The organism is Arthrobacter sp. G119Y2 (genome assembly GCF_038069765.1).
GTDB lineage: Bacteria > Actinomycetota > Actinomycetes > Actinomycetales > Micrococcaceae > Arthrobacter_B.
Map to the genome: position 1 here is coordinate 203,763 of NZ_JBBPFS010000004.1, position 20,866 is coordinate 224,628.

Genomic DNA, 20,866 nt, shown 5'->3' on the forward strand with positions numbered 1-20,866 from the left:
GGTATTACGTGCATACTGGATCGATATTCAGGAGGCTCCATGTCCCCGCTACTCCGACCAAACAGCCGTACCGCCGAAAAATCGTCACTTCCGTTCCTGCCCCGGGCGAGACGTGCTGCGGCCCCCGAGGCGATCACGGCTCTTTCCCTGGCCGCCCTGCTGGCCGTCAGCGGCTGCGGACAGGACGCCCAGTCACCGGGAGCCCAGTCGCCGGACGCCGGTTCCTCTTCATCAGCCGAAACGCCGGGTGCAGCCGTAACAAGCCCGCCGGACACCCAAACCGGTCCCGGAAGCGCACCGACAAACGAGGGAGCAGCGACGCCGTCGGCTCCGGACCCGGCATCACTATCGGAGGACCGCATGACCGAACTCCTACAGCTCCACACCCAGTTGAGAGCCGACCTCGGCGCCGCCTACTCCGACGCATGGATCGAGGGCGGCCAGCTCCACGTCGCCGTCACCACGCCGGAGGCCGAAGCAGTAGTCTCCGGAGCGGGCGCCGTTCCGGCCAAGACCCAGTTCAGCGAGCAGCAGCTCCGCGAGGCAGCCGATGCCTTTAAGGCCTGGCTCGGTACCGATGCGGCTCCGCAGGTGCAGCTGCACTGGCTCGGAACGAGCGGGCGCACCGGAAGCATCACCGTCCGGGTACCCCCCGAGCAGGTCCAGCCGCTGACCGATGCCGTAGCGCAGCAGCGGCCCACCGGGGATGTGCTGGTCATTGTGGAAGAATCCAGCGGTCCGGCAACCCCCCTCGGAACAAACGCCCCCTAAAGGGTCCGCAACGGGCCAGGAGCTGTCCGGGCTTCGGGGGCGCTGCCTAGACTTGGGGGCGTCGAGCAGACGGCACACCGGCCTCTCCCCAGGACCCGCCCATGGACCAGAAGCTGCAGAACCTCCTGTATTCCCTGCCAACCCGGACCGCCTGGATCATTGCCGGCAGCTGCGCCGCCTTCTGGCTCCTGTGCCTGACCGGCGTCCTGACCCCGCCGATCTCCGCGCCGCCGAACATCACGCTGTTCTGGTTCTACGCCATGCTCATGCTGGTGCTGGCCTCCGGCCTTGCCGTGATCGGTGCCGCCGCCGTCCTGGTGCTGAAGCGCGGCGGCAGGGCCGGACCCGGCGCCCATGCACACATGCCGGCTGCGGCTGCCGGCCCGGCTGCTGCGGCCGCGGCACCAGATCCGGGGTCGGTGCCCGGTGCTGAGTCCGTTCGCGCACCCGGCCGCATCCCGGCGGAAACCGACGACGGCGGTGCGGACCAGCTTGCCGGACTGAGCCGCATACTCGATGACCCGGGGAACCTTGCAGGACGGGAGGCCCAAGTTGCCGCGGCTTCCGCCCCGGCCCCTGAACCGGCTGCTTCCGAGCCGGCACCTTCCCCGGGATCTCCCGCGACCCGTCGTCCCGCCCAGGTGCAGGCTGCCACCAAGCGCAAGCGCCGCAAACGGCGCTGACTTCTCCGGCAGCTGCGCCGCCGGATCCCACGCCCGGCTTCCGGAAGAAGCCGCGTATACCTTCTGCTCAGCCGAGAAGTAAAGCCCTTCTTTTGAGATTTCTCACCACAACTCTTGATAACTAAAGGTGCTTCTGTTTTCCTGAGGTAGCGGTCCAGCAGGGGGCTACGTAGGAACGACGAAATGCTGCCCCATGACGCCTCCTGAGTCCGATGCCCTAGCCCATTTCACCAAAGCCCGCAGCGCCCGCGGCGATCTGCAGCAGGCCCTCCACAATGAACTGGTGCTGCAGCACCGCGACCTCGCAGACAGCGTCGCCGCCGCCTACAGCGGCCCGGGCCGCGACCGCGCAGACCTCCGGCAGGTGGCCTACATCGGGCTCATCAAAGCCGTAAAGCGGTTTGATCCAGCCGTCGGGCGGCACTTTCCCGCATTCGCCGTCCCCACTATCCATGGGGAAATCAAACGCTACCTGCGGGACCTGTCCTGGGTGGTGCGCCCGCCGCGCGAGGTGCAGGACCTGCGCACCACCATCGCCAAGGTCTATCCGTCCCTGACCCAGCGGCTGGTGCGCGAACCCTCCCTGCCGGAACTTGCCCGGGAGCTCGGGCATGACGAAAAAACGGTGTCGGAAGCGTTGAACTGCCAAAGCAGCCTGCAGCCGGACTCCCTCGATGCTCCCTTTGAGGGCGGCTACCTGGCCGATGTCCACGGAAGCATCGACAGCCGGCTCGAGCAGGCGGAGAACCTGGTAATCCTCGCAGAAGCCATCCGCACGCTGGATGACAGCGAAAAGGACCTGCTCACCCGCCGTTACTTTCATGAGGAGCCCCAACACGTCATCGGCGAGCGCCTGGGGATGACCCAGATGCAGGTGTCCCGCCGACTGGCCAAAATCCTCGTCAAGCTCCAGCACGAAATCCTTGGCCGGCCCGTCCCGGCCAAGGCCAAATCCCGGGCGGGGTCGGGGCTGGCCTCGTCCGGAGCCGGACCCGAGGCAGTGAGTGCGTAGGTGGAATCCCCTGACCGCCTAGAGAACCTCCAGCTTTTCGGCGGCCGCGAGCACATCCTCCACCGACACAGCCAGCAGTGCGGGGTCCGGCTCAATGGCAAAGGTGTCCCCCAGACGCCGGTTCTCATCCGTCAGGGTTATGTGCGGGCCTTCCGGAGGACCCCACTCCGCCACGGGTGCCGGACCGAAAATCACCACGGACGGACGCGCATAGGCCGAGGCCAGGTGCGCTGCCCCGGTATCGGCGGACACAACCAGGGAGGCCCCTGCGACGGCGGCCGCAAACTCATCCAGTCCCAGCTGCCCTGCGGCCACGGCAGCGGCCGGAAGGCCGGCCAGCTCCGCAACGGCCAGCGCCCGGGGGCGTTCACCGCCGCTGCCGGTAAACAGCACCTCATGCCCGGCCCGGTGCAGCTCGGCGGCTACTGCGGCAAACCGTTCCACCGGCCAGAGCCGGCTGCCGTAGGCGGCACCCACGTGAATGACGGCCGCACCCGGTGCCGGGCTGGGCGAGGCCGGAGGCAGCAGCAGATAGTCCAGCGGGTCCGCCGGAACGCCGTGCCAGGTCATCAGGTCCGCCCAGCGTTCCCGCTCGTGGACCCCGTCCCGCCAGCCGGGTCCGGGCAGCCCCGGGGCGGCATGGCCGAGCAGGCGGCGCGGCATCAGGGCCTCCAGCCGCCCGGTGCTTTCCGGACCGCTGCCGTGCAGGTTCACCGCCACGTCAATCCGTCCCGGTTCCAGCGGAATCGGAACGTCCAGGCCGTGCAGCGGCAGCAGCGCATCCACGCTGCCCACCAGCTTCACCACCGGCAGCAGCCACTCCTGGGCCGCGTAGAAGATGAAATGGTCCGGAAAGGCCCTGCGCAGCGCCCGCAGCGCCGGAACCGCCACCAGCAGGTCCCCCAGTTTCAGGGCCCGCAGGGCCAGGAGTTCCGGCTGCCCTTTGTTTGCGCTGCCCTGTTCCATTCCAGTCCTCCCGCCGGTGCCTCGCCCCGCCGTCCGGAACGAATGGACATCATCCTGCCAGAGAGCCGCCTTCAAGCTAAGCGAAGCGCGGAGAAGGAGAAGAAGTACGGGCAAAAGTGTTTAGGTCCGATACGGATGGGGAACAAGTTCCGTATGGGACCTCTGAATTCCGACGCACCGCGCGCCGTGCTCTTTGACCGGGACGGCACGCTGGTCCGTGATGTCCCGTACAACGGCAACCCCGACCTGGTGGATCCGTTTCCGCAGGCAGCGGACGTCCTGAGGCAGCTGCGCCGCAGCGGCATCCGCACCGGAGTCATCACCAACCAGTCCGGCGTGGCCCGCGGGCTGCTTACCCCTTCCCAGGTGGCGGCCGTCAACTCCCGGATCCAGCAGCTGCTCGGCCGGTTCGATGTCTGGGAGATCTGCCCGCACGGGCCCGGGGACGGGTGCTCCTGCCGCAAGCCGCAGCCGGGCATGATTCACAGTGCCTGTGCCCGCCTGGGCCTGCAGCCCAACGAGGTGGCCGTGATCGGGGACATCGGAGCGGACATGGCGGCGGCGGAAGCGGCCGGCGCTCGATCCGTACTCGTACCGACGCCCGTCACCCGCCCCGAGGAAACTGCCGCCGCGCCGCTGGTGGCCCGGGACTTGGCCGGCGCCGTCGCGCTGCTGCTGGAGGGCTCGTGAGCCGCGGGGTCCTGGTGGCCCGCCTGGACAGCGCAGGAGACGTCCTGCTCGCCGGTCCGGCGGTTCGCGCCGTTGCCGCGGACCCGCAGACCCGGGTCACCCTGCTGTGCGGGCCGCAGGGCGCCGACGCCGGGCGCCTCCTGCCCGGTGCCGACGACGTCCTGACGTGGACGGCCCCCTGGATCACCCACCCGGCCCCTCCGGTGACCGCCGCAGCCCTCGCAAGCCTGGAGCAGGACGTGCGCAGCGCAGGGATTGACGAAGCCGTGATCCTCACGTCCTTCCACCAGTCCCCGCTGCCGCTGGCCCTGGTGCTGCGCCTGGCCGGCGTGCCCCGGATCACCGGGGCCTCCGTCGACTATGCCGGTTCGCTCCTGGACATCCGCCTGCGGCCCGGCGAGGACTTCCCGGAAGACCAGCCCGAGGCCGAGCGCGCCCTGCAGATCGCGGCGGCGGCCGGGTACCGGCTTCCCGACGACGACGACGGACGCCTGCGCCTGCGCGGCACCGCCGACGTCGGGCATCTGGTGGGCGACGGGCCCTACGTTGTGGTGCATCCCGGCGCCGCTGTTCAGGCCCGGGCCTGGCCGGCCCTGCACCATACGGCCGCAGTGGAGCTCCTGACCGCCGCCGGTCACCGGGTTCTCGTGACCGGCGGTCCGGGCGAAACCCGGCTGACGGCCACCGTTGCCGGCGTTGCCGGCGTGGATCTGGGCGGACGCACCGACCTGCGCTCCCTGGCCGGCGTGCTGGCCGGGGCCTCCGCCGTCGTCGTCGGGAACACCGGCCCGGCGCACCTGGCGGCGGCGGTCGGAACCCCAGTGGTCAGCCTCTTTGCCCCGGTGGTTCCGGCCGTCCGGTGGGCGCCGTACCGGGTGCCCCTGGAGCTGCTGGGCGACCAGAACGCACCCTGCCGGCTCAGCCGGGCCCGCGACTGCCCCGTGCCGGGACACCCCTGCCTTTCCGGCGTAACGCCGGAACAGGTTGTGGAGGCCGTGCACCGCTTAACCACCGGCGTTGCTTCTTTGGGAACGCGCAGAGAAACGAGGACTGCATGAGGATCCTGCTTTGGCATGTGCACGGCGGCTGGATGGAAGCCTTCGTCCGCGGGCCGCATGAGTACATTCTTCCGGTGATGCCGGAGGGCGGCCCGTGGGGGCTGGGCAGGGGCGGGCGGAACTGGCCGGCTTCGGCCATCGAATGTGCCCCCGGGGACCTGCGCGACGCCGGAATCGACGCCGTCGTGCTCCAGCGCCCGGAGGAACTCGCCGCCTGCGAGCGCCTGCTCGGACGGCGCCCGGGCCGCGATCTGCCGGCCGTGTACCTGGAACACAACACTCCGCGCGGCAGTGTGCCCTCCGCCACCCATCCGCTGGGTTCCCAGAGCAGCATCCCCATTGTCCACGTCAGCCATTTCAACGAGCTCTTCTGGGACAGCGGCCGCGCTCCCGTGCGGGTCATCGAGCACGGCATCCCGGACCCGGGCTACCGGTACACCGGTGAACGCGACCAGCTGGGCGTTGTCATCAACGAGCCGGTGCGCCGCTGGCGGGTCACCGGCACCGATTTGCTGCCGCGCTTCGCCCGCGCCGCCCGGCTGGAAGTGTTCGGCATGGGGACCGAGGGACTGGCCGCGGCCACCGGCCTGGGCCCGGATGAACTTACTGCCCGGGGAGACCTGCCGGCGGACGTCCTGCATTCCGAGCTGAGCAGGTGCCGGGCCTACGTCCATCCCATGCGCTGGACGTCGCTGGGACTGTCCCTGCTCGAAGCCATGCACCTGGGCCTGCCGGTCCTGGCCCTGGCCGCCACCGAAGCCGTGCGGGCTGTTCCCCCGGAGGCCGGCGCAATCTCGACCAGTGTCGATGCGCTGGTGCAAACTGCAGCGGACCTGCTCAGCGACCCCGCGGAAGCGCGGAAGCGGGGCCGGGCGGCGCGGGAATTCGCCCTGCAGCATTACGGCCTCGCAGCCTTCCTGGCCGCGTGGGACACCACGCTCTCGGACATCACCACCCGGAGCAGCAGGGTTCCCGTGCTGAGCCATCCGGTAACCACCGGAGAACTGCCGCTGCAGCGGCGAACAGAACTGTCAGGAGCTGCCGGAGGGGGAATGCAGTGAAAATCTCAATGGTGTCCGAGCACGCCAGTCCGCTGGCCGCACTGGGCGGCGTGGATGCCGGCGGGCAGAACGTGCACGTTGCGGCGCTGTCGGTGGCGCTGGCCCGCCGCGGGCATTCCGTGCGCGTCTATACCCGCCGCGATGATCCGGGCCTGCCCGCGGTGGTTCCGGTGCGCGACGGGCTGGAGGTGGTGCACGTGGACGCAGGACCGGCCCGGGCACTGCCCAAGGATGTCCTGCTGCCCTACATGCGGGAACTGGCCGAAGGCATCTCCGCCGACTGGGGGACGGTACCCCCGGACGTGGTGCACGCGCACTTCTGGATGTCGGGAGTCGCGGCCCTGGAGGCGGCCCGCCGGGTCGAGGCGCCGGGGTACCCCGTTCCGGTGCTCCAAACCTTCCATGCCCTGGGCACCGTGAAGAAACGCCACCAGGGAACCGAAGACACCAGCCCGCCGCAGCGCACCTGGCTGGAACCTTCCGTGGGGCGCACCGCGGACCGGGTGATCGCCACCTGCTCGGATGAGGTGTTTGAACTCAAGGCGATGGGAGTGCCCGGGAACCGGATTTCCGTGGCTCCCTGCGGCGTGGATCTGGATCTTTTCGGTTCCGGCGGACCCGCGGAGCCGAAAGGACGGCGTTTCCGGATTGCCGCCGTCGGCCGGCTGGTTCCGCGCAAAGGCGTGGATTTGGCGGTGCAGGCACTGGCGCTGCTGGCCGAAGGCGGCCTCAGCGACGTCGAGCTCCTGATCGTGGGCGGCGCCTCGGACTCCGCCGGGCTCGCCTCGGATCCGGAAGCCCAGCGGCTGCTGGCGCTGGCCCGCATCCTCGGTGTGGCGGACCGCGTGGTGCTGCGCGGGCAGGTCCCGCGGGAACAAATGCCGGCGGTGCTGAGAAGCGCCGATGCCGTGGTGTGCGCCCCCTGGTACGAACCGTTCGGGATAGTCCCGCTCGAGGCCATGGCCTGCGGCGTGCCGGTGGTGGCTTCCGCGGTCGGCGGGCTGATTGACACGGTGGTTCACGGCAAAACCGGCCTGCACGTGCCTCCCCGCGATCCGGTGGCCCTGGCCGCGGCACTGGCGGAGCTGCTGCGCAACCCGGAGTATTCCCGCCGTCTTGGTGCTGCCGGCCGGCAGCGGGCCCGGGCGCGGTATTCGTGGGACCGGGTGGCAGCAGACACTGAAAAGGCCTACCAGGTGGCGGTGGACCGCATGGCACCTGCCCGGCAGGGCAGCCTGCAGCCGCTGGGAGGGAAGGCGCTGTGAAACCCAAACCTCCGGAAGCCGCAGCCGGAACTCTGCTGGCAGACGTGCAGCCCGCCCCCGCTCCCCCGGCACAGGCAACCCGGCAGCCAACCCCGCCAACCCCGCCGGCCCCGGCGCAGCCAGCACAGTCAGCGGCGTCAGCGGCGTCAGCACAGCAGTCAGCCCACCGGGCGGTCCTTGCGCACCTGTCCGATCTGCGGCCGGCGGTCGCCTCGCTCGAGGCGCAGGCACCGCGGCTCACCGGCTGGGGCGTGGAGCTCGCCGTCCGCCTCCTGGCCGGACACCGACTGCTTGCCGCCGGCAACGGCGGCTCGGCGGCGGAGGCCCAGCATTTAACGGCGGAGCTGGTGGGCAGGTTCGACGGCGAACGGCGGCCGTTCTCCGCCATTGCCCTGCACGCGGAAACGTCAGCGGTGACGGCCATTGCCAATGACTACGGGTTTGACCAGCTCTACGCGCGGCAGGTGCTGGGCCACGGACGCCGCGGCGACGTGCTGATCCTGCTCTCCACAAGCGGCAGGAGCCCCAATTTGCTGCGCGCCGCGGAGGCGGCGCGCGCCGAGGGCATCACCACCTGGGCCCTGACCGGCCGCGGACCGAATCCGCTCAGCGAGGCCTGCGACGACGCCGTCAGCATCGACGCGCAGGCGGCCAACGCGCAGGAGGCCCACCTCATTGCCCTGCACGCCGTGTGCCGGGCCTTCGACGCCGAGGTCTTCCGCCGCGGCGGAAAGGAGCAACCGTGAAAATCGTGGTGGTTGGCGACGTTCTGCTGGACACTGACATCACCGGCAGCGCGCAGCGGCTCTCCCCTGACGCCCCGGTTCCGGTGGTTGATGTGGACAGCATCCGCAAGCGCGCCGGCGGGGCTGGCCTGGTGGCCCGGATGCTGGCCCGCGAAGGCCTCGATGTGGCCCTGGTGACGGTACTGTCCGAGGACGGCGCTGCCGCGGACCTGCGCGGTGCCCTCACCGGCATAACCGTCACCGCAGGCCCCTCCGGAGCACCCACGCCGGTGAAGACCCGGATCCGCGCCGATGCCCAGGCGGTAGTGCGCTTCGACGAAGGCTGCTCCCCTCCGCCGGCACCCGCGGTGACCCCTGAGATGCTGTCCGTCCTGTCCGGCGCCGATGCGGTGGTCGTGGCGGATTACGGCCGCGGGCTGACCGGCAATCCGGAGCTGCGCAGCGCCCTGGAAGCGCTGGCGGGGCGGGTGCCTGTGGTCTGGGACCCGCACCCGGCCGGCGCCGACCCGGTGCCCGGCGTTGCCGCCGTGACCCCGAACCTGCCGGAAGCGCTGAGCAGCGGCGGCGGGGGCGGGACGGGCGGAATCCCGGCAGCCCTGCACGCAGCGGAAGTGCTGCTGGGGCGCTGGCGGAGCCGGTCAGTGGTGGTGACCCTCGGTTCCCTCGGAGCGCTCGTCCTGCCCGCCGACGGTCTGCCGCAGGTGATCCCCGCTCAGGAGGTGCCCGCCGGAGATGCCTGCGGCGCCGGTGACCGGTTCGCCGCAACCCTGGCCCTGGCCCTGGCCCGCGGAACCGCACTGGAGCCCGCCGCGGAACAGGCGGTGCAGGCAGCCGCCGGTTTCCTCGCCGCCGGCGGAGTGGCTGCCCTGCACCGGGAAAAAGCGCCCGTGCAGCTGCACAGCGGCAGCCTCGATGCCCTCTCGGCCGCCCGCACGGTGCGCGAGCGCGGCGGAACAGTGGTGGCCACCGGCGGATGTTTCGACCTGCTCCACGCCGGGCACGCCCGCACCCTGTCCGCCGCCCGCCGGCTGGGCGACTGCCTGATCGTGGTCCTGAATTCCGACAGCTCCGTCCGGCGGCTCAAGGGCGAGCAGCGTCCCATCATTGGCCAGGCGGACCGCGCTGAACTGCTGCTGTCGCTGGGCTGCGTGGACGGTGTCCTGGTCTTCGAGGAAGATACCCCCGAGGCGGCCCTGGAGCGGCTCCGGCCGGACATCTGGGTCAAGGGCGGGGACTACCGCGAAGACCAGCTGCCGGAAGCCCGGCTGATCAAGGCCTGGGGCGGAGAGACCGTCACCGTCCCGTACCACCCGGCCCGTTCCACCACTGCACTGGCCGCGGCCCTGGCCCGGGTCGGCTAGCCAGGGTTAGCAAGGCCAGGGTTAGCAAGGCCAGGGTTAGCAAGGCCAGCCCGGCCGGCAGCACCACAGCTTCGGTCCCGGAACGCCGTGGACCCGGACGTACAACCAAAGATGTACAACGAAAGGAAAGACCCATGTCTCTGCAGCTTTCCAACCCCGGACGGGTGCTCATCACCGGCGGCGGCTCCGGCTTAGGCGCCGCCGTTGTCCGGGCGGTAACCGACGCCGGCGGCACCGCCGTCGTACTGGACCGGAACATCAGCACGGTCAGTGCCGCCAAAGCCATTGAAGTGGACGTCTCAGACCGCGCGGCCGTGGAAGCGGCGGTCACCGAGGCCGCCGAATCCCTGGGCGGGCTGGACGCCGTGGTGACCGCAGCGGGCATTGACCGCTGCGGCCGGCTGGAGGACGTTGCGGCCGAAGAATGGGAGAAGGTCATCGGAGTGAACCTGCTCGGCACCGTTTCCGTGGTGCGCGTCGCCCTCCCCTACCTGCTCGAGAGCCACGGCCGGGCAGTGACTGTGGCTTCAAGCCTGGGCATCAAGGCCGTTTCGGACGCCACTGCCTACTGCGCCTCGAAGTTCGGCGTGGTGGGTTTCAGCCGTGCCCTTGCCGCCGAAACCCGCGGCCGGATGGGGGTCACCACCATGATCCCTTCCGGGATGAAGACGAATTTTTTCGACGACCGCACGGAGCAGTACAAGCCGCAGGACGATTCCCGGCTCAACGATCCGATGCGCGTGGCCGAGGCAATTCTCTTCGCCCTGCACCAGCCCCGCGGATGCGAGATCCGCGAGATGGTTATCTGCCACGAGGAGGAGGATTCCTGGCCCTGATCCGGTGATGGCCCGCCCGGCGCCCCGGACACTCTGCTAGGCGGACGGTGCCGCCCGCAGCTCGGCCACGTCTGCGTACACGGCCTCCGGGTCAACAGCGGCCACAAACGAATCATCATGGGGGCAGCGTTCCGCCGTCCAGCCGACCTGGGTGACATCGGCTCCGCAAACCGGGCAGGCGGAAACCCAGGACATGTGCACCCGGTGGCGGGTGCGGCCCATGGCGCCGGCATTGATCGCATTTCCGAACCAGTAGATACCCACTGTCGGCGTGCCCACAGCCTGGGCCAGGTGCCGGGGTCCGCTGTCATTCCCGATCATCACGGCGCTCGCCTTGAGCAGGGCCGCCAGGGTGCCGATATCCAGCTTTCCGGCCACTGAGCCGATGTCGGCCCCGGGCCCGGCGGCCGCCAGGCCCAGCGCGGTAATGTGTTCGGCGAGCTCCCGGTCGCCGTCGTCGCCCACCACCAGAACCTGGCAACCGTCGGCGGCGGCCCGCACCGCCAGTGCTGCAAAGGCCGACGCCGGCCAGCGGCGGCGGGGATCGGTGGCGCCCGGGTGGAGGGTCACCAGGTCCCGGTCCGGGGCCACAAAGGCCGCGGCCTTCTCTTCCTCCGCGGAGAGGACCTCCAGCTGCGGCTCCAGGGAGACGGGAACCGCCCCCGCCAGGCCCGCCACTTCCAGCGCCCGCAGAATCTCGTGCTGGTAGTAAACGTACGGAATGGTGCGTTCCAGGGGTGCCGCGTCGGGAGTCCGGGTGCCAACCGTATGGGCCGCACCCAGTTGCAGGAGGAAAGGATTGGAATTGCGGCCGCCTCCGTGCACCTGGACGGCCAGGTCGAAGCTGCGGGCACGCATGGAATCCATAAACGCCGCCAGCGCTGCAGGATCCTCCGGGCCCGGCCGGATGCCCGGGGCGACAGGCAGCACCTCCACGCGGTGCACCGGGCCCGGCCGTCCCGCCAGCAGCGCCGCATGCAGCGGCGTGCCCAGCAGCGTGATCTCGGCCTCCGGGTAGGCGGCGGCAAGAGCGTCCAGCGCCGGCATGGCAAACATCAGGTCCCCCAGTCCGCCGCCGCGCAGCACAACGATCCGGGCCACTCCCGGAAACTGCTCCAGCACCGGCCCGACACCGCGGCGCACGCCCCGTTCCTCCGGCTGCGCTCCGTCCGGCACCGCCCGCGGCGCCGCGTCCTGCACCGCTGCTGCTGCCTCCGGCAAGCCGTTCCCAGTTCCTCTTTCCACCATTTACCGTCCCTTCCCGGATCTCGTCGGAGCACCTTTGCCCTGCCGCCGCCATGCCGCCGCAGCCCCGGCCGGCCGTTGCCGGCCGATGCGGCGAGCTGCCGCCACCCTGCCGGCGGCTGTTTCTCTGGCCCCACCCTAGGGCCTGGCCCGGCCGATCCCAACCGCAGGACGCGAGGAAAAATCTTCCGCTGCCGATCCGTGTAAACCGCGGCCAAACGGGTAGGAACCCTACACACGAAGTTGCCGCGTATCCGATCCCGAGGAGTTCCATGTCAGCCAGCGTCGCCTCCGCCCCTTCCTCCGTCAGCACGGATTCCCCGGTTGGCCGGATGGCAGTGCGCAATCCTTCCGACGGCACACTGGTGGGGGAATTGGACGCGGCGGGCCTGGAGGAGGTCCGCGCTGCCGTCCGGGCAGCCCGGGCGGCCTGTCCCGGGTGGGCAGCCACCGACCCGGCCGTGCGCGGCCAGGCCCTGCGGGCAGCGGCGGCCGCCGTGGCTGCGCATGCCGGCGAGCTCGCGGACCTGAACAACCGCGAAACCGGAAAGCCCGTGGAGGAAGCGCTCGGCGGCGTGGCCGCCGGCGTCGCCACCCTGGAGCAGTACGCCGAACTGGGACCGGTACACCGCGGGCTGAGCCTGCGCGGCTCGGTGCTGGCAGCGGACTACACCGTCACCGAACCGCGCGGCGTTGCAGTGCTGCTCACCCCGTGGAATGACCCGGTGGCGGTCGCGGCCGGCCTGATCGGTGCGGCGCTGGTAACCGGAAACGCCGTCATCCACAAGCCCAGCGAACGTTCCCCGCATACCGGGGCGCTGCTCGGGGACCTGCTCTCGCCTTTTTTCCCGCCGGGTGTCCTGGCCACCCTCACCGGCGGCGCCGAAACAGGTTCCCTGCTGAGCATGGAGACCGGCGTCGATGTGCTGGCCCATGTGGGTTCCAGTTCCTCCGGAGCGCGGATCGCCCGTGCCGGCGCGCTCACCGGGGCGCACGTGATCCGGGAAAACGGCGGCAATGATCCGCTCCTGATTGATGCCGGAGTGGACCCGGAATGGGCAGCCGGGCAGGCGGCCCTCGGGGCGTTCAGCAACAGCGGCCAGATCTGCACCGCCGTCGAGCGCATCTATGTGCACCGCGACGTCGCCGATGCGTTTTGCGAAGCCCTGGTCGGCGAGGCCCGCCGCCGCAACCGGGACGCCGTGCAGGCGCCGCTGGTGGATGAACGGCTGCGGACCGCGGTGCATGCGCAGGTCACCGAAGCCGTCCGCGACGGCGCGGTGCTGGCCGAAGGAGGCGTCGTCCCGCCCGGGCCGGGCGCCCACTACCCGGCCACCGTGCTGTTGAACTGCACGCAGCAGATGGCGGTGTTCACGGAGGAGACTTTCGGCCCGGTTGCGCCCGTGCAGGTGGTGGACAGCTTCGACGAAGGGCTGGCACTGGCGGCCGGGGACAGATTCGGTTTGGCCGCCACGGTTCTCACGCCGCTCATCGATTCCGCGCACCGCGCCGTTGCTGCCCTGCCGGTGGGAACGGTAAAAATCAACACGGTGTTCGGCGGCGCACCGGGCGGCTCGGCGCAGCCCCGCGGGGAGAGCGGCAGCGGATTCGGGTACGGTCCGGAACTGCTGGACGAATTCAGTCTGGTCAAGGTTGTCCACGTGGGCATCCCGCAGATGCCGGGGCAAAAGTGAGGAGCCCGCAGGACCTGGCGGGGCTGCGCAGCCTGGCTCCGTGGCTGCCCGGCCTCCTTGCCGGGAAAGCACCGCGCATCGCCGTGGTCGGGGACGTCATGCTGGACGGCTGGTGGTCCGGAACCACGGACCGGTTCTGCCGCGAAGCACCCGCGCCGGTGGTGGACATCGAACGCCGGGACTACTCCCCGGGCGGAGCAGCAAACACTGCAATGAACCTGCAATCCCTCGGCGCCCGGGTCCGGTTGGCCGGGCTGGTGGGCGAGGACGAACCCGGACGGCGGCTGCGGGGCCTCCTCGCCGCCGCCGGCATCGACCTGCAGCAGCTGCAGTCCCATCCGGCCGCCCGCACCGCCACCAAATACCGCGTCCAGGCCGGCGAGCAGGTCCTGCTGCGGATGGACGACGGCGGGAGTCCGGTTCCGGCCGAGGCGGAGGAACACCTGGCGGGATCCCTGGATGCATGGCTGGAGGACATGGACGCCGTGGTGGTCTGCGACTACGGGACGGGCCTGCTGCACGGGATGCTGCGGGACGCACTGGTTGCCGCACGCGGCAGCAGGTTCACCGTGGTCGACGCGCACGATCCGGCTCTCTGGGCCGGGCTGGCCGCCGACGTCGTCACCCCCAACGCGCAGGAAGCGGCCCGGCTGCTGGACATCACGCTGCAGCCGCAGGCGGACCGCGCCGAACAGTTCATTGGGCGCGGCCGGGAGCTGCTGCACGCTGCCGGCGCCGGATCCGCCGTCGTTACCCTGGACCGCGAGGGCACCGTCCTTCTCGCGGGGGACGGCACTGTGCACCGGACCTGGGCCCGCCCGGCCGCGGAGAAACACGCGTCCGGGGCCGGCGACACCTTTGTGGCATGCCTGACCCTGGCCCGGACAGCCGGGCTCCCGCTGAGCACGGCAGCGGATTTGGCGCAGAATGCCGCCGACATTGTGGTTCAGCGCGCCGGAACCTCCGTCTGCACCACGGCGGACCTGACGCTGCATCTGACCGCCCTGGCCGACACGGCGCTGCCGCCGGGGGAACTGGGTGAACGCGTGGCTGCGGACCGGGCAGCCGGCAAGCGGATAGTGCTCACCAACGGCTGCTTTGACGTGCTGCACCGCGGGCACACCCGCTATCTGCAGCAGGCCAAGGCCCTGGGTGACGTCCTCGTGGTCGCACTGAACGGCGATGATTCGGTGACCCGCCTGAAGGGGCCGGACCGGCCGATCAATCCGGTCCATGACCGCGCCGGAGTCATCGCTGCGCTGAGCTGCGTCGATTACGTAACCGTCTTCGACACCGACACTCCAATTCCGCTGATTGAGGCACTGCGCCCGGACATCTATGCCAAGGGCGGCGACTACTCCCCCGAAATGCTGCAGGAAACTCCGGTGGTGAGGGCGCTTGGCGGCCAGGTGCGGATCCTGGACTATGTGGCGGACCATTCCACCAGCGCCGTCGTGCAGCGGATCCAGGCTTCGTCGCTGCGGCCGGGCAACCGCCGGCAGCAGGTGGACGCTGAGCAGGCAGCGGGCCGCGGTCCCGCCGCAACCGCCGGCCAGGAGGAAGCGGGGGGCGGGCCGTGAGCCGGAAATGGTCCGGTGAATGGGGGCTGGACGACGACGGCGGCGACGTAGACGGTGTTGGGTCGATTGGGTCGGTTGGGCACGCCGCTGACAAGGGAGCGGGCGGCCGGCAGGTGTCCCTGCAGGTCCTGATCCCGACCCGGGACCGCGCGGCGGAATTGGCCGTTACCCTGGCCGGGCTCGCAGCCCAGGACGGTCCCTCTTTCGGTGTTGTGGTCAGCGACCAAAGTCCCGGACCGCCGTCCTGGGAGCATCCGGCGGCGGCCGCAATGGTTCGGGTGCTCCGTGCCCAGGGACGCCCGGTGCGGCTGGAGCGGAACCTGCCGGCGCGCGGCCTGGCACAGCAGCGCCAGCATTTGCTGGATCTGGCCGAAGCGCCGCTGGTGCTTTACCTGGACAACGACGTGTGGCTGGAGCCGGATATGCTGCGGCGGATGGCCGGGGCGCTGGCGGAGGCGGGCTGCGGGTTTGTCGGCGCAGCAGTACAGGGCCTGTCCTACCTGCGGGACCGGCGGCCCCGCGAGCAGGAATCCTTTGAGCCGTGGTCCGGGCCGGTCCTGCCGGAGCGGATCCGCCGCGGCGCGCCGGGATTCAACCGCTGGCCGCTGCACAACGCCGCGAACCTTACCCACCTCGCCGCGCGCCTGGATGTTCCTGCCGGTTCCTGGCAGCTCTACAAGGTGGCCTGGGTGGGGGCCTGCGTGCTCTTTGACCGCCGGAAACTCGTGGACTGCGGAGGATTCGAGTTTTGGCAGGACCTGCCGCCGGGGCATTCCGGCGAAGATGTTGCCGCGCAATGGCAGGTCATGGAGAAGTACGGCGGTGCGGGTTTGGTTCCGTCCGGCGCCGTGCACCTGGAATCGCCCACAACGGTCCGGGACCGTTCCACAGACGCTGCCGAGCAGATGTTCGGACAGTGAGCAAAGCTGCATACAACACCAAACCGAAGGAGCATCATGGCTGACAAACCAAGCCCGATCGACATTCAGAAGGCATTGGGCGGAATGGACTACCCGGCGTCCAAGGACGAGATCGTGAAGAAGGCCCGGGATTCCAAGGCTGATTCCTCGGTGCTGGATGCGCTGGAAGGCCTGCCCGAACGCCAGTATGACGCCCCGACCGACGTCAGCAAGGAAATCTTCGACTGATGCCGCGGCAGCTGCTGCCCTGCGGACCGGCTGCTTAGGCCGTCGGGTCCGTGGGGCGGGAGTCCGTGGTGCGGGGGTCACTGTCGGCTGCGCCGGGAGCAGTACCGTCCGCGTCAGGCGTGGTGCCGGCGCCGGGGCCGCCCACGCTGCCCGCGCCGCCGGGAATCTTGGCCGAGCTGCGATTGACTCCGGACCCTTCGCTGAGGTGGTCCGGGTTGGGCTTTTCCGTCATCAGCAGCAGTGAGCACACCAGCAGCGAGACGATAAAGGCGATGCCGGCGGCGGTGAAGGCCAGGTCCAGCCGCAGTTCTTTGTCCGCGCCGCCTGTGGCGAAGATCATGGTGGCGACGCCCGCAACGACAGCCAGGACGGCTGAAAAAATGAGCGGGGCCTTCACGGAGTTCCGCTTTTGCGGCCCACCGGATGAGCTGTTCGCCACTGTCTTTCCTCCTGCTGCGTTGGTGTTCACGGGTTCTACAGTACGTAGAACCCGGAGTTGTTCAGTTTACGGCTTTTCCCGGGCTCCCGCTGCCGGGTGTGATCCCGCCTGCGACCGGGCATCCCAGCGGGCACCCAGTCCGGAGGTGGCCAGCACTACGGCAATAATGATTGCCGAGCCGCCGGAGACGCCCAGCATCGCGTGCGCGCCCAGGCCCATGACCTGCACGGCGACGAGAATGGCGGCGGTTCCCAGGCTCACCGCTCCGGTGATCAGCCAGTCCCGCGCGGGGAGGAAGGCACTCCGGGCCTTTGCCCAGAGGAAGAGCTCCACGGCCCCTCCCACCAGCAGCGCGGCTCCGGCCGCGGCGCAGAAGGCCTCAACCGAGCGGAGCGCGAGGACGGCGAGGCCGGCCACGGCGTACACGCCGGCTTCAAGGAGCTGCAGGGTGCGCACCCGGGCCTGGGCACGGATGCCGGCCAGCACGGCCATCCGCCATACGGCGGCGGCGGTAAACAGCAGATAGAGTCCGCCCGCGAACGAGAGCACGTTCACGCCCGGAGACTGCCAGAAGACGGTCAGGATGCCGAAGGCTGCCGCTGCGGCCGAGCGCAGGAGGATGGGTACCCACGGGGTTCCGTGGTTCGAATCTCCCACTGCTGAGCCTCCGCTTTTCGATAACGAGTTGTCTGGCCGGTTGGCCACCAACCAGCTTAGTCGCTTGCGGCGCCCGGCGCCGCCCCGGTGACCATCCAGGCATCCTGCCTGATCCGCAAGGTCAGCGTGACCGCCCGCGCACTCATGTAGCCGAGGGCAAAGGCCGCCCACAGCCAGGCAATACCCTCCGGGCCGGTCAGGTCAGAGACCCGGACCCACCACAGCAGCGGAAGGTAGGCCAGCAGGTTCAGCACTCCGGTGAGGGCCAGATAGCGGGCATCGCCGGCGCCGATGAGCACCCCGTCCAGCACAAACACCAGCCCGCAGATCGGCTGCGAGGCTGCCAGCACCCACAGGCCGGCGGTCAGCGCGGACTGGACACCGGCGTCGGGCGTGAAGATCCAGCCGGCGAAGGGCGCGACCGCGGCCAGCAGCAGGCCGGTGATGACCCCGAAGCCCACACCCCACCGGACCATCCGCCGGGTCAGTTCTCTGGCCAGCGACCGGTTTCCCGCGCCCAGTTCCTTGCCGATAAGTGCCTGCGCGGCGATTGCCAGGGCATCCAGGGCGAAGGCCAGGAACGTGAAGACCGTCATCACCAGCTGGTGGGCGGCAAGGGACTGCGGACCCTGCGCCGTGGCAACCAGCACCGCGGCCAGCACGGCCACGCGCAGGCTGAGCGTGCGCAGCATGAGCCAGGAGCCAACATGCGCGGTGGCGAGGATCCCCGCCGGAGAGGGGCGCAGCGTCACTCCGGCCCGCCGGGCCATCCGACCCACCAGCACCAGATAGACCGCGGCCATCCCCCACTGCGTGATGCTGGTGCCCAGTGCGGAGCCGGCCACGGACAGGTTGAAGCCGTAGACCAGCAGGTAGTTCAGGCCAATGTTCACGCCAAAGCCGATCCCGGCCACGGCCAGCGGGGTGCGCGTGTCCTGCAGCCCGCGCAGCACCCCGGTGGCGGCCAGGACCACCAGCATGGCGGTCAGCCCCGGCATCGAATACTGCAGGTAGTCCACCGCATACCGGTGCACCTCTCCGGTGGCCCCCAGGGCGGACGCCAGCCACGGTGCGGAGAGGATGCCGGCCGCGGAGAGCAGCACGCCCAGGATCAGCGCCAGGCCAATCCCGTCGCGGCCGGCTGCCACCGCCTCCCGGTGCCGGTCACCGCCCAGGAATCGCGCCACGGTCCCGGTGGTCGAATAGGCAAGGAACACCATGAGGCCGACGGCGGTCTGCAGCACGGTGGATGCCAGCCCCACCCCGGCGAGCTGGTTGACGCCCAGATGCCCCACAATGGCGGAATCAGCGATCAGGAACAGCGGTTCGGCGATGAGCGCACCCAGCGCCGGAACGGCCAGAGCCAGGATGCGGCGGCCCAGGGCCGGGCTGGAAGTCTGCGATGAAGAAGTGCCCACGGTTCCAGCCTACGGTTTTTCGAGCGCGGGACTGGCCGGGGCGGCACCGGACTCCGGAGTGAGCACCGCGGCGGCTGCGGCTGCGGCCGCCGCCAGCAGCAGTCCCACAAAGGCGCTGAGCCCGGCCCAGCCCCAAAGCTGGAAGAAAAAGCCTCCGGTCCAGCCGAGCACGCTGGAGCCCGCGTAATAGAACAGGTTGTACAGGGATGAGGCCTGGGCGCGGCCCTCGGTGGCCAGGAAGGGCGCCCAGCCGGACGCAATGGAGTGCGCGGCGAAAAAGCCTCCGGTGAACACCACCAGTCCGGTTATCACGGCCGGAAGCCAGGGAGCCAGCGTCAGCGCCAGCCCGGCGGCCATGACTGCTGTTGAACCCAGCAGGACGGTCCGGCGGCCGCCGTGGGCGGAGAGCCGGCCGGCGAGGGTTCCGGCCGCCCGGGAGGACCAGGTGCCGGCCAGATACGCCAGGAACAGGAAGCCGGCAACGCTCTGCGGCAGTGAAAACGGTGCCTCACCCAGCCGGAATCCCAGATAGTTGTACACGGCCACGAACCCGCCCATCAACAGGAATGCCTGCAGGTACAGGCCTGCCTGCCGCGGATCGCGCAGCTGGGCCAGCAGCCGCCCGCCGAGGCCCGGGCCGGGATCGGAGCGCCGCAGCGGCGAGAACCCCTGCTGCTTTGGTGCCGTCAGCAGAAACACCACGGCGGCCGCTGCGGCCAGGAGACTGACAACGCCGACGCCGATCCGCCAGTTGGCGGCCTCGCTCAGCGGAGCAGCCACGATGCGCCCCGCCAGGCCCCCGATGGTGGTGCCCGAAACGTAGCTTCCCGCCGCGACGGCGGCATGTACCCGGGAGACCTCCTCGCTCAGGTAGGCCAGGGCGACGGCGGGGATTCCGCCCATCGCGGCGCCCTCGATAAAGCGCAGCACCAGCAGCGCGGGCAGGCTGGGGCTGAACGGAACCGCCAGGCCCAGGACGACGGCGGCCAGGATCGCCAGCCGCATTACCGGAAGCCGGCCAAAGCGGTCAGCGGCGGCAGACCAGGGAATCACCGCTGCGGCCAGGCCCAGTGTGGCCGCGGAAACCGTCAGGGCTGCGGAGGAGGCGGAGATCTCCAGGTCCGCTGCCAGACCGGGAAGCACCCCCTGCAGTGAATACAGCTGGGCGAAGGTGGCCATGCCGGCGGCGGCCAGGCCGATGAGCACGCCGCGGTATCCCCGGCTGCCTTTGGCATGCCCGGTCCACGGCTCACCGCTGCTGTTCACCCCTGCTCTCCCGTACGCACAGTAGAACTCTAGGGCTTCCTCCCGGCTTTCCCGGAGTCGGCGCCGGGATTGCCGGCGGGATTGCCGGCGGCCGCAGCGAGCTCCGACTCCAGGTTCCGCCGTGCCGGTTCTTCCCAGCGCTCCCGGGCTGCAGCAGTGGAGAAGATGGGTTCCAGGGCAAGCAGCCCGCGAACCACCCGCCGCCGTCCTGATGCGAACTCCGCATCATCCAGGTGCCGGTACTCGCGGCGAACGTCGGACACGTAGCGGGCGTAGGCTGCCGGTTCCCGGGCCAGCACGGCCAGGTCCGCATCGCACAACACTTGGCCGGCGGGGTCCCCGGCCGCGGGATCATGTCCCGCGGTCACCAGGACCAGCCGCTGAACGTCACGGATTTCCGGCACCGGAACCCCTGCCTCGGCCAGCAGGGCTGCGGCCAGGCGGGCGGATTGTCCCTCGTCGTCGGGAGCGCCCCGGTACACGGCGTCGTGGAACCAGGCGGCCAGGAGGAGCGGGCGCGGCGGCGGCCCGTCCCACAGCAGTTCCACCGCTTCCAGGACCGCGAGCAGGTGCCGCCGGTCATGGTACCGGCGGTCCGGTTCGCCCCAGCGGTTCAAAAGCTCCGCGCCCAGCTCCCGGTTCCCCGGCAGCAGTGCCTCCCACCGGGTGAGCAGCGGATGCACCAGCGAAGCGCTGCGCTCCCGGGCCTTGATCCGCAAACCGCTGCGGATCAGCAGGCGCACCAGGGTGCCGCCGTCGACCTCCACCGCTCCCCGGGCCACCAGATCCCGGTAGCGGCGGGCCGGAACGTCGTAATGGTCCAGATCAAACGCACGGAAAGCTATTCCGGCATCCGCGGCGAAGCTGTGCAGCTCGTCCAGCGAGGTGTCGGACACCAAATGGGAGAACACGGTGTTGTGCGCCGGCCACCGCGGCGGGTCAATGTAAATCATCGGGCAGGTCCCCGGTG

The 20,866-nt window shown here is 70.2% G+C and carries 21 protein-coding genes; 14 read left to right on the top strand and 7 right to left on the bottom strand.

The genetic code is table 11. The features are described from left to right. The first annotated feature begins 39 nt into the window (after nt 1-39). The 3 genes from WKB88_RS10295 to WKB88_RS10305 all read left to right on the top strand — a co-directional run bounded on the left by WKB88_RS10295 (nt 40) and on the right by WKB88_RS10305 (nt 2,466). Nucleotides 40-771, top strand: coding sequence for a hypothetical protein (locus WKB88_RS10295; RefSeq protein ID WP_341394476.1), 732 nt, complete (start codon nt 40-42; stop codon nt 769-771). 101 nt (nt 772-872) lie between these two features. Continuing rightward, entirely contained in the window at nt 873-1,454 is a 582-nt protein-coding gene (locus tag WKB88_RS10300) for a hypothetical protein (protein ID WP_341394477.1), read from the top strand. 193 nt (nt 1,455-1,647) lie between these two features. Next, complete coding sequence (locus WKB88_RS10305) at nt 1,648-2,466, top strand: sigma-70 family RNA polymerase sigma factor (RefSeq protein ID WP_341394478.1); 819 nt, start codon at nt 1,648-1,650, stop codon at nt 2,464-2,466. Nucleotides 2,467-2,484: 18 nt separating this feature from the next. On the opposite strand, the gene WKB88_RS10310 is transcribed toward WKB88_RS10305, so the two are convergent. Further along, on the bottom strand, nt 2,485-3,432 hold the full coding sequence (locus WKB88_RS10310) for a glycosyltransferase family 9 protein (protein WP_341394479.1): 948 nt from the start codon (nt 3,430-3,432) through the stop codon (nt 2,485-2,487). Between the two features lie 153 nt (nt 3,433-3,585). On the opposite strand from WKB88_RS10310, the gene WKB88_RS10315 reads away from it, so the two are divergent. The 7 genes from WKB88_RS10315 to WKB88_RS10345 all read left to right on the top strand — a co-directional run bounded on the left by WKB88_RS10315 (nt 3,586) and on the right by WKB88_RS10345 (nt 10,449). Continuing rightward, nucleotides 3,586-4,122 carry a D-glycero-alpha-D-manno-heptose-1,7-bisphosphate 7-phosphatase gene (locus WKB88_RS10315; RefSeq protein WP_341394480.1) on the top strand — a complete coding sequence of 179 codons (537 nt, stop codon included), beginning with the start codon at nt 3,586-3,588 and terminating at the stop codon, nt 4,120-4,122. Continuing rightward, the gene (locus WKB88_RS10320; RefSeq protein WP_341394481.1) at nt 4,119-5,180 is read left to right on the top strand and encodes a glycosyltransferase family 9 protein; all 1,062 of its coding nucleotides are present in this window, start codon (nt 4,119-4,121) and stop codon (nt 5,178-5,180) included. The genes WKB88_RS10315 and WKB88_RS10320 overlap by 4 nt, the downstream gene beginning before the upstream one ends. Then, the gene (locus WKB88_RS10325; RefSeq protein WP_341394482.1) at nt 5,177-6,241 is read left to right on the top strand and encodes a glycosyltransferase; all 1,065 of its coding nucleotides are present in this window, start codon (nt 5,177-5,179) and stop codon (nt 6,239-6,241) included. Before WKB88_RS10320 ends, WKB88_RS10325 begins: the two co-directional genes overlap by 4 nt. Further along, nucleotides 6,238-7,506, top strand: coding sequence for a glycosyltransferase (locus WKB88_RS10330; RefSeq protein ID WP_341394483.1), 1,269 nt, complete (start codon nt 6,238-6,240; stop codon nt 7,504-7,506). Before WKB88_RS10325 ends, WKB88_RS10330 begins: the two co-directional genes overlap by 4 nt. Next, on the top strand, nt 7,503-8,252 hold the full coding sequence (locus WKB88_RS10335; protein WP_341394484.1) for a D-sedoheptulose-7-phosphate isomerase: 750 nt from the start codon (nt 7,503-7,505) through the stop codon (nt 8,250-8,252). Before WKB88_RS10330 ends, WKB88_RS10335 begins: the two co-directional genes overlap by 4 nt. Continuing rightward, nucleotides 8,249-9,613, top strand: a complete 1,365-nt coding sequence (locus WKB88_RS10340; protein ID WP_341394485.1) for a PfkB family carbohydrate kinase — start codon at nt 8,249-8,251, stop codon at nt 9,611-9,613. Before WKB88_RS10335 ends, WKB88_RS10340 begins: the two co-directional genes overlap by 4 nt. A gap of 134 nt (nt 9,614-9,747) precedes the next feature. Further along, complete coding sequence (locus tag WKB88_RS10345; protein ID WP_341394486.1) at nt 9,748-10,449, top strand: SDR family oxidoreductase; 702 nt, start codon at nt 9,748-9,750, stop codon at nt 10,447-10,449. 36 nt (nt 10,450-10,485) lie between these two features. Here WKB88_RS10345 and WKB88_RS10350 read toward each other — a convergent pair whose 3' ends face one another. Beyond that, the gene (locus tag WKB88_RS10350) at nt 10,486-11,670 is read right to left on the bottom strand and encodes a glycosyltransferase family 9 protein (RefSeq protein ID WP_445818899.1); all 1,185 of its coding nucleotides are present in this window, start codon (nt 11,668-11,670) and stop codon (nt 10,486-10,488) included. A 296-nt stretch (nt 11,671-11,966) separates the two neighbouring features. On the opposite strand from WKB88_RS10350, the gene WKB88_RS10355 reads away from it, so the two are divergent. Genes WKB88_RS10355 through WKB88_RS10370 form a run of 4 tightly spaced genes read left to right on the top strand, consistent with a single transcriptional unit; the run spans nt 11,967 to nt 16,116 of the window. Then, nucleotides 11,967-13,388 carry an aldehyde dehydrogenase family protein gene (locus WKB88_RS10355; protein ID WP_341394487.1) on the top strand — a complete coding sequence of 474 codons (1,422 nt, stop codon included), beginning with the start codon at nt 11,967-11,969 and terminating at the stop codon, nt 13,386-13,388. Further along, on the top strand, nt 13,385-14,968 hold the full coding sequence (gene rfaE2, locus WKB88_RS10360; RefSeq protein ID WP_341394488.1) for a D-glycero-beta-D-manno-heptose 1-phosphate adenylyltransferase: 1,584 nt from the start codon (nt 13,385-13,387) through the stop codon (nt 14,966-14,968). Before WKB88_RS10355 ends, rfaE2 begins: the two co-directional genes overlap by 4 nt. Then, entirely contained in the window at nt 14,965-15,888 is a 924-nt protein-coding gene (locus WKB88_RS10365) for a glycosyltransferase (protein ID WP_341394489.1), read from the top strand. The genes rfaE2 and WKB88_RS10365 overlap by 4 nt, the downstream gene beginning before the upstream one ends. Nucleotides 15,889-15,924: 36 nt before the next feature. Then, complete coding sequence (locus WKB88_RS10370; protein ID WP_341394490.1) at nt 15,925-16,116, top strand: DUF2795 domain-containing protein; 192 nt, start codon at nt 15,925-15,927, stop codon at nt 16,114-16,116. A 34-nt stretch (nt 16,117-16,150) separates the two neighbouring features. Here the strand turns inward: WKB88_RS10370 and WKB88_RS10375 are convergent, their stop codons facing one another. The 5 genes from WKB88_RS10375 to WKB88_RS10395 are packed head-to-tail and all read right to left on the bottom strand — an operon-like array spanning nt 16,151 to nt 20,849. Continuing rightward, on the bottom strand, nt 16,151-16,585 hold the full coding sequence (locus WKB88_RS10375) for a hypothetical protein (protein WP_341394491.1): 435 nt from the start codon (nt 16,583-16,585) through the stop codon (nt 16,151-16,153). A 36-nt stretch (nt 16,586-16,621) separates the two neighbouring features. Continuing rightward, nucleotides 16,622-17,212: a hypothetical protein gene (locus WKB88_RS10380; RefSeq protein ID WP_341394492.1), complete on the bottom strand. Its 591-nt coding sequence runs from the start codon at nt 17,210-17,212 to the stop codon at nt 16,622-16,624. A gap of 56 nt (nt 17,213-17,268) precedes the next feature. Beyond that, the gene (locus WKB88_RS10385) at nt 17,269-18,630 is read right to left on the bottom strand and encodes an MATE family efflux transporter (protein WP_341394493.1); all 1,362 of its coding nucleotides are present in this window, start codon (nt 18,628-18,630) and stop codon (nt 17,269-17,271) included. Between the two features lie 9 nt (nt 18,631-18,639). Continuing rightward, nucleotides 18,640-19,896 (bottom strand): MFS transporter, encoded by a 1,257-nt coding sequence (locus WKB88_RS10390; RefSeq protein ID WP_341394494.1) that lies wholly within the window; start codon nt 19,894-19,896, stop codon nt 18,640-18,642. A 29-nt stretch (nt 19,897-19,925) separates the two neighbouring features. Further along, nucleotides 19,926-20,849 carry a DUF4031 domain-containing protein gene (locus WKB88_RS10395; protein WP_341394495.1) on the bottom strand — a complete coding sequence of 308 codons (924 nt, stop codon included), beginning with the start codon at nt 20,847-20,849 and terminating at the stop codon, nt 19,926-19,928. Nucleotides 20,850-20,866: the final 17 nt, after the last annotated feature.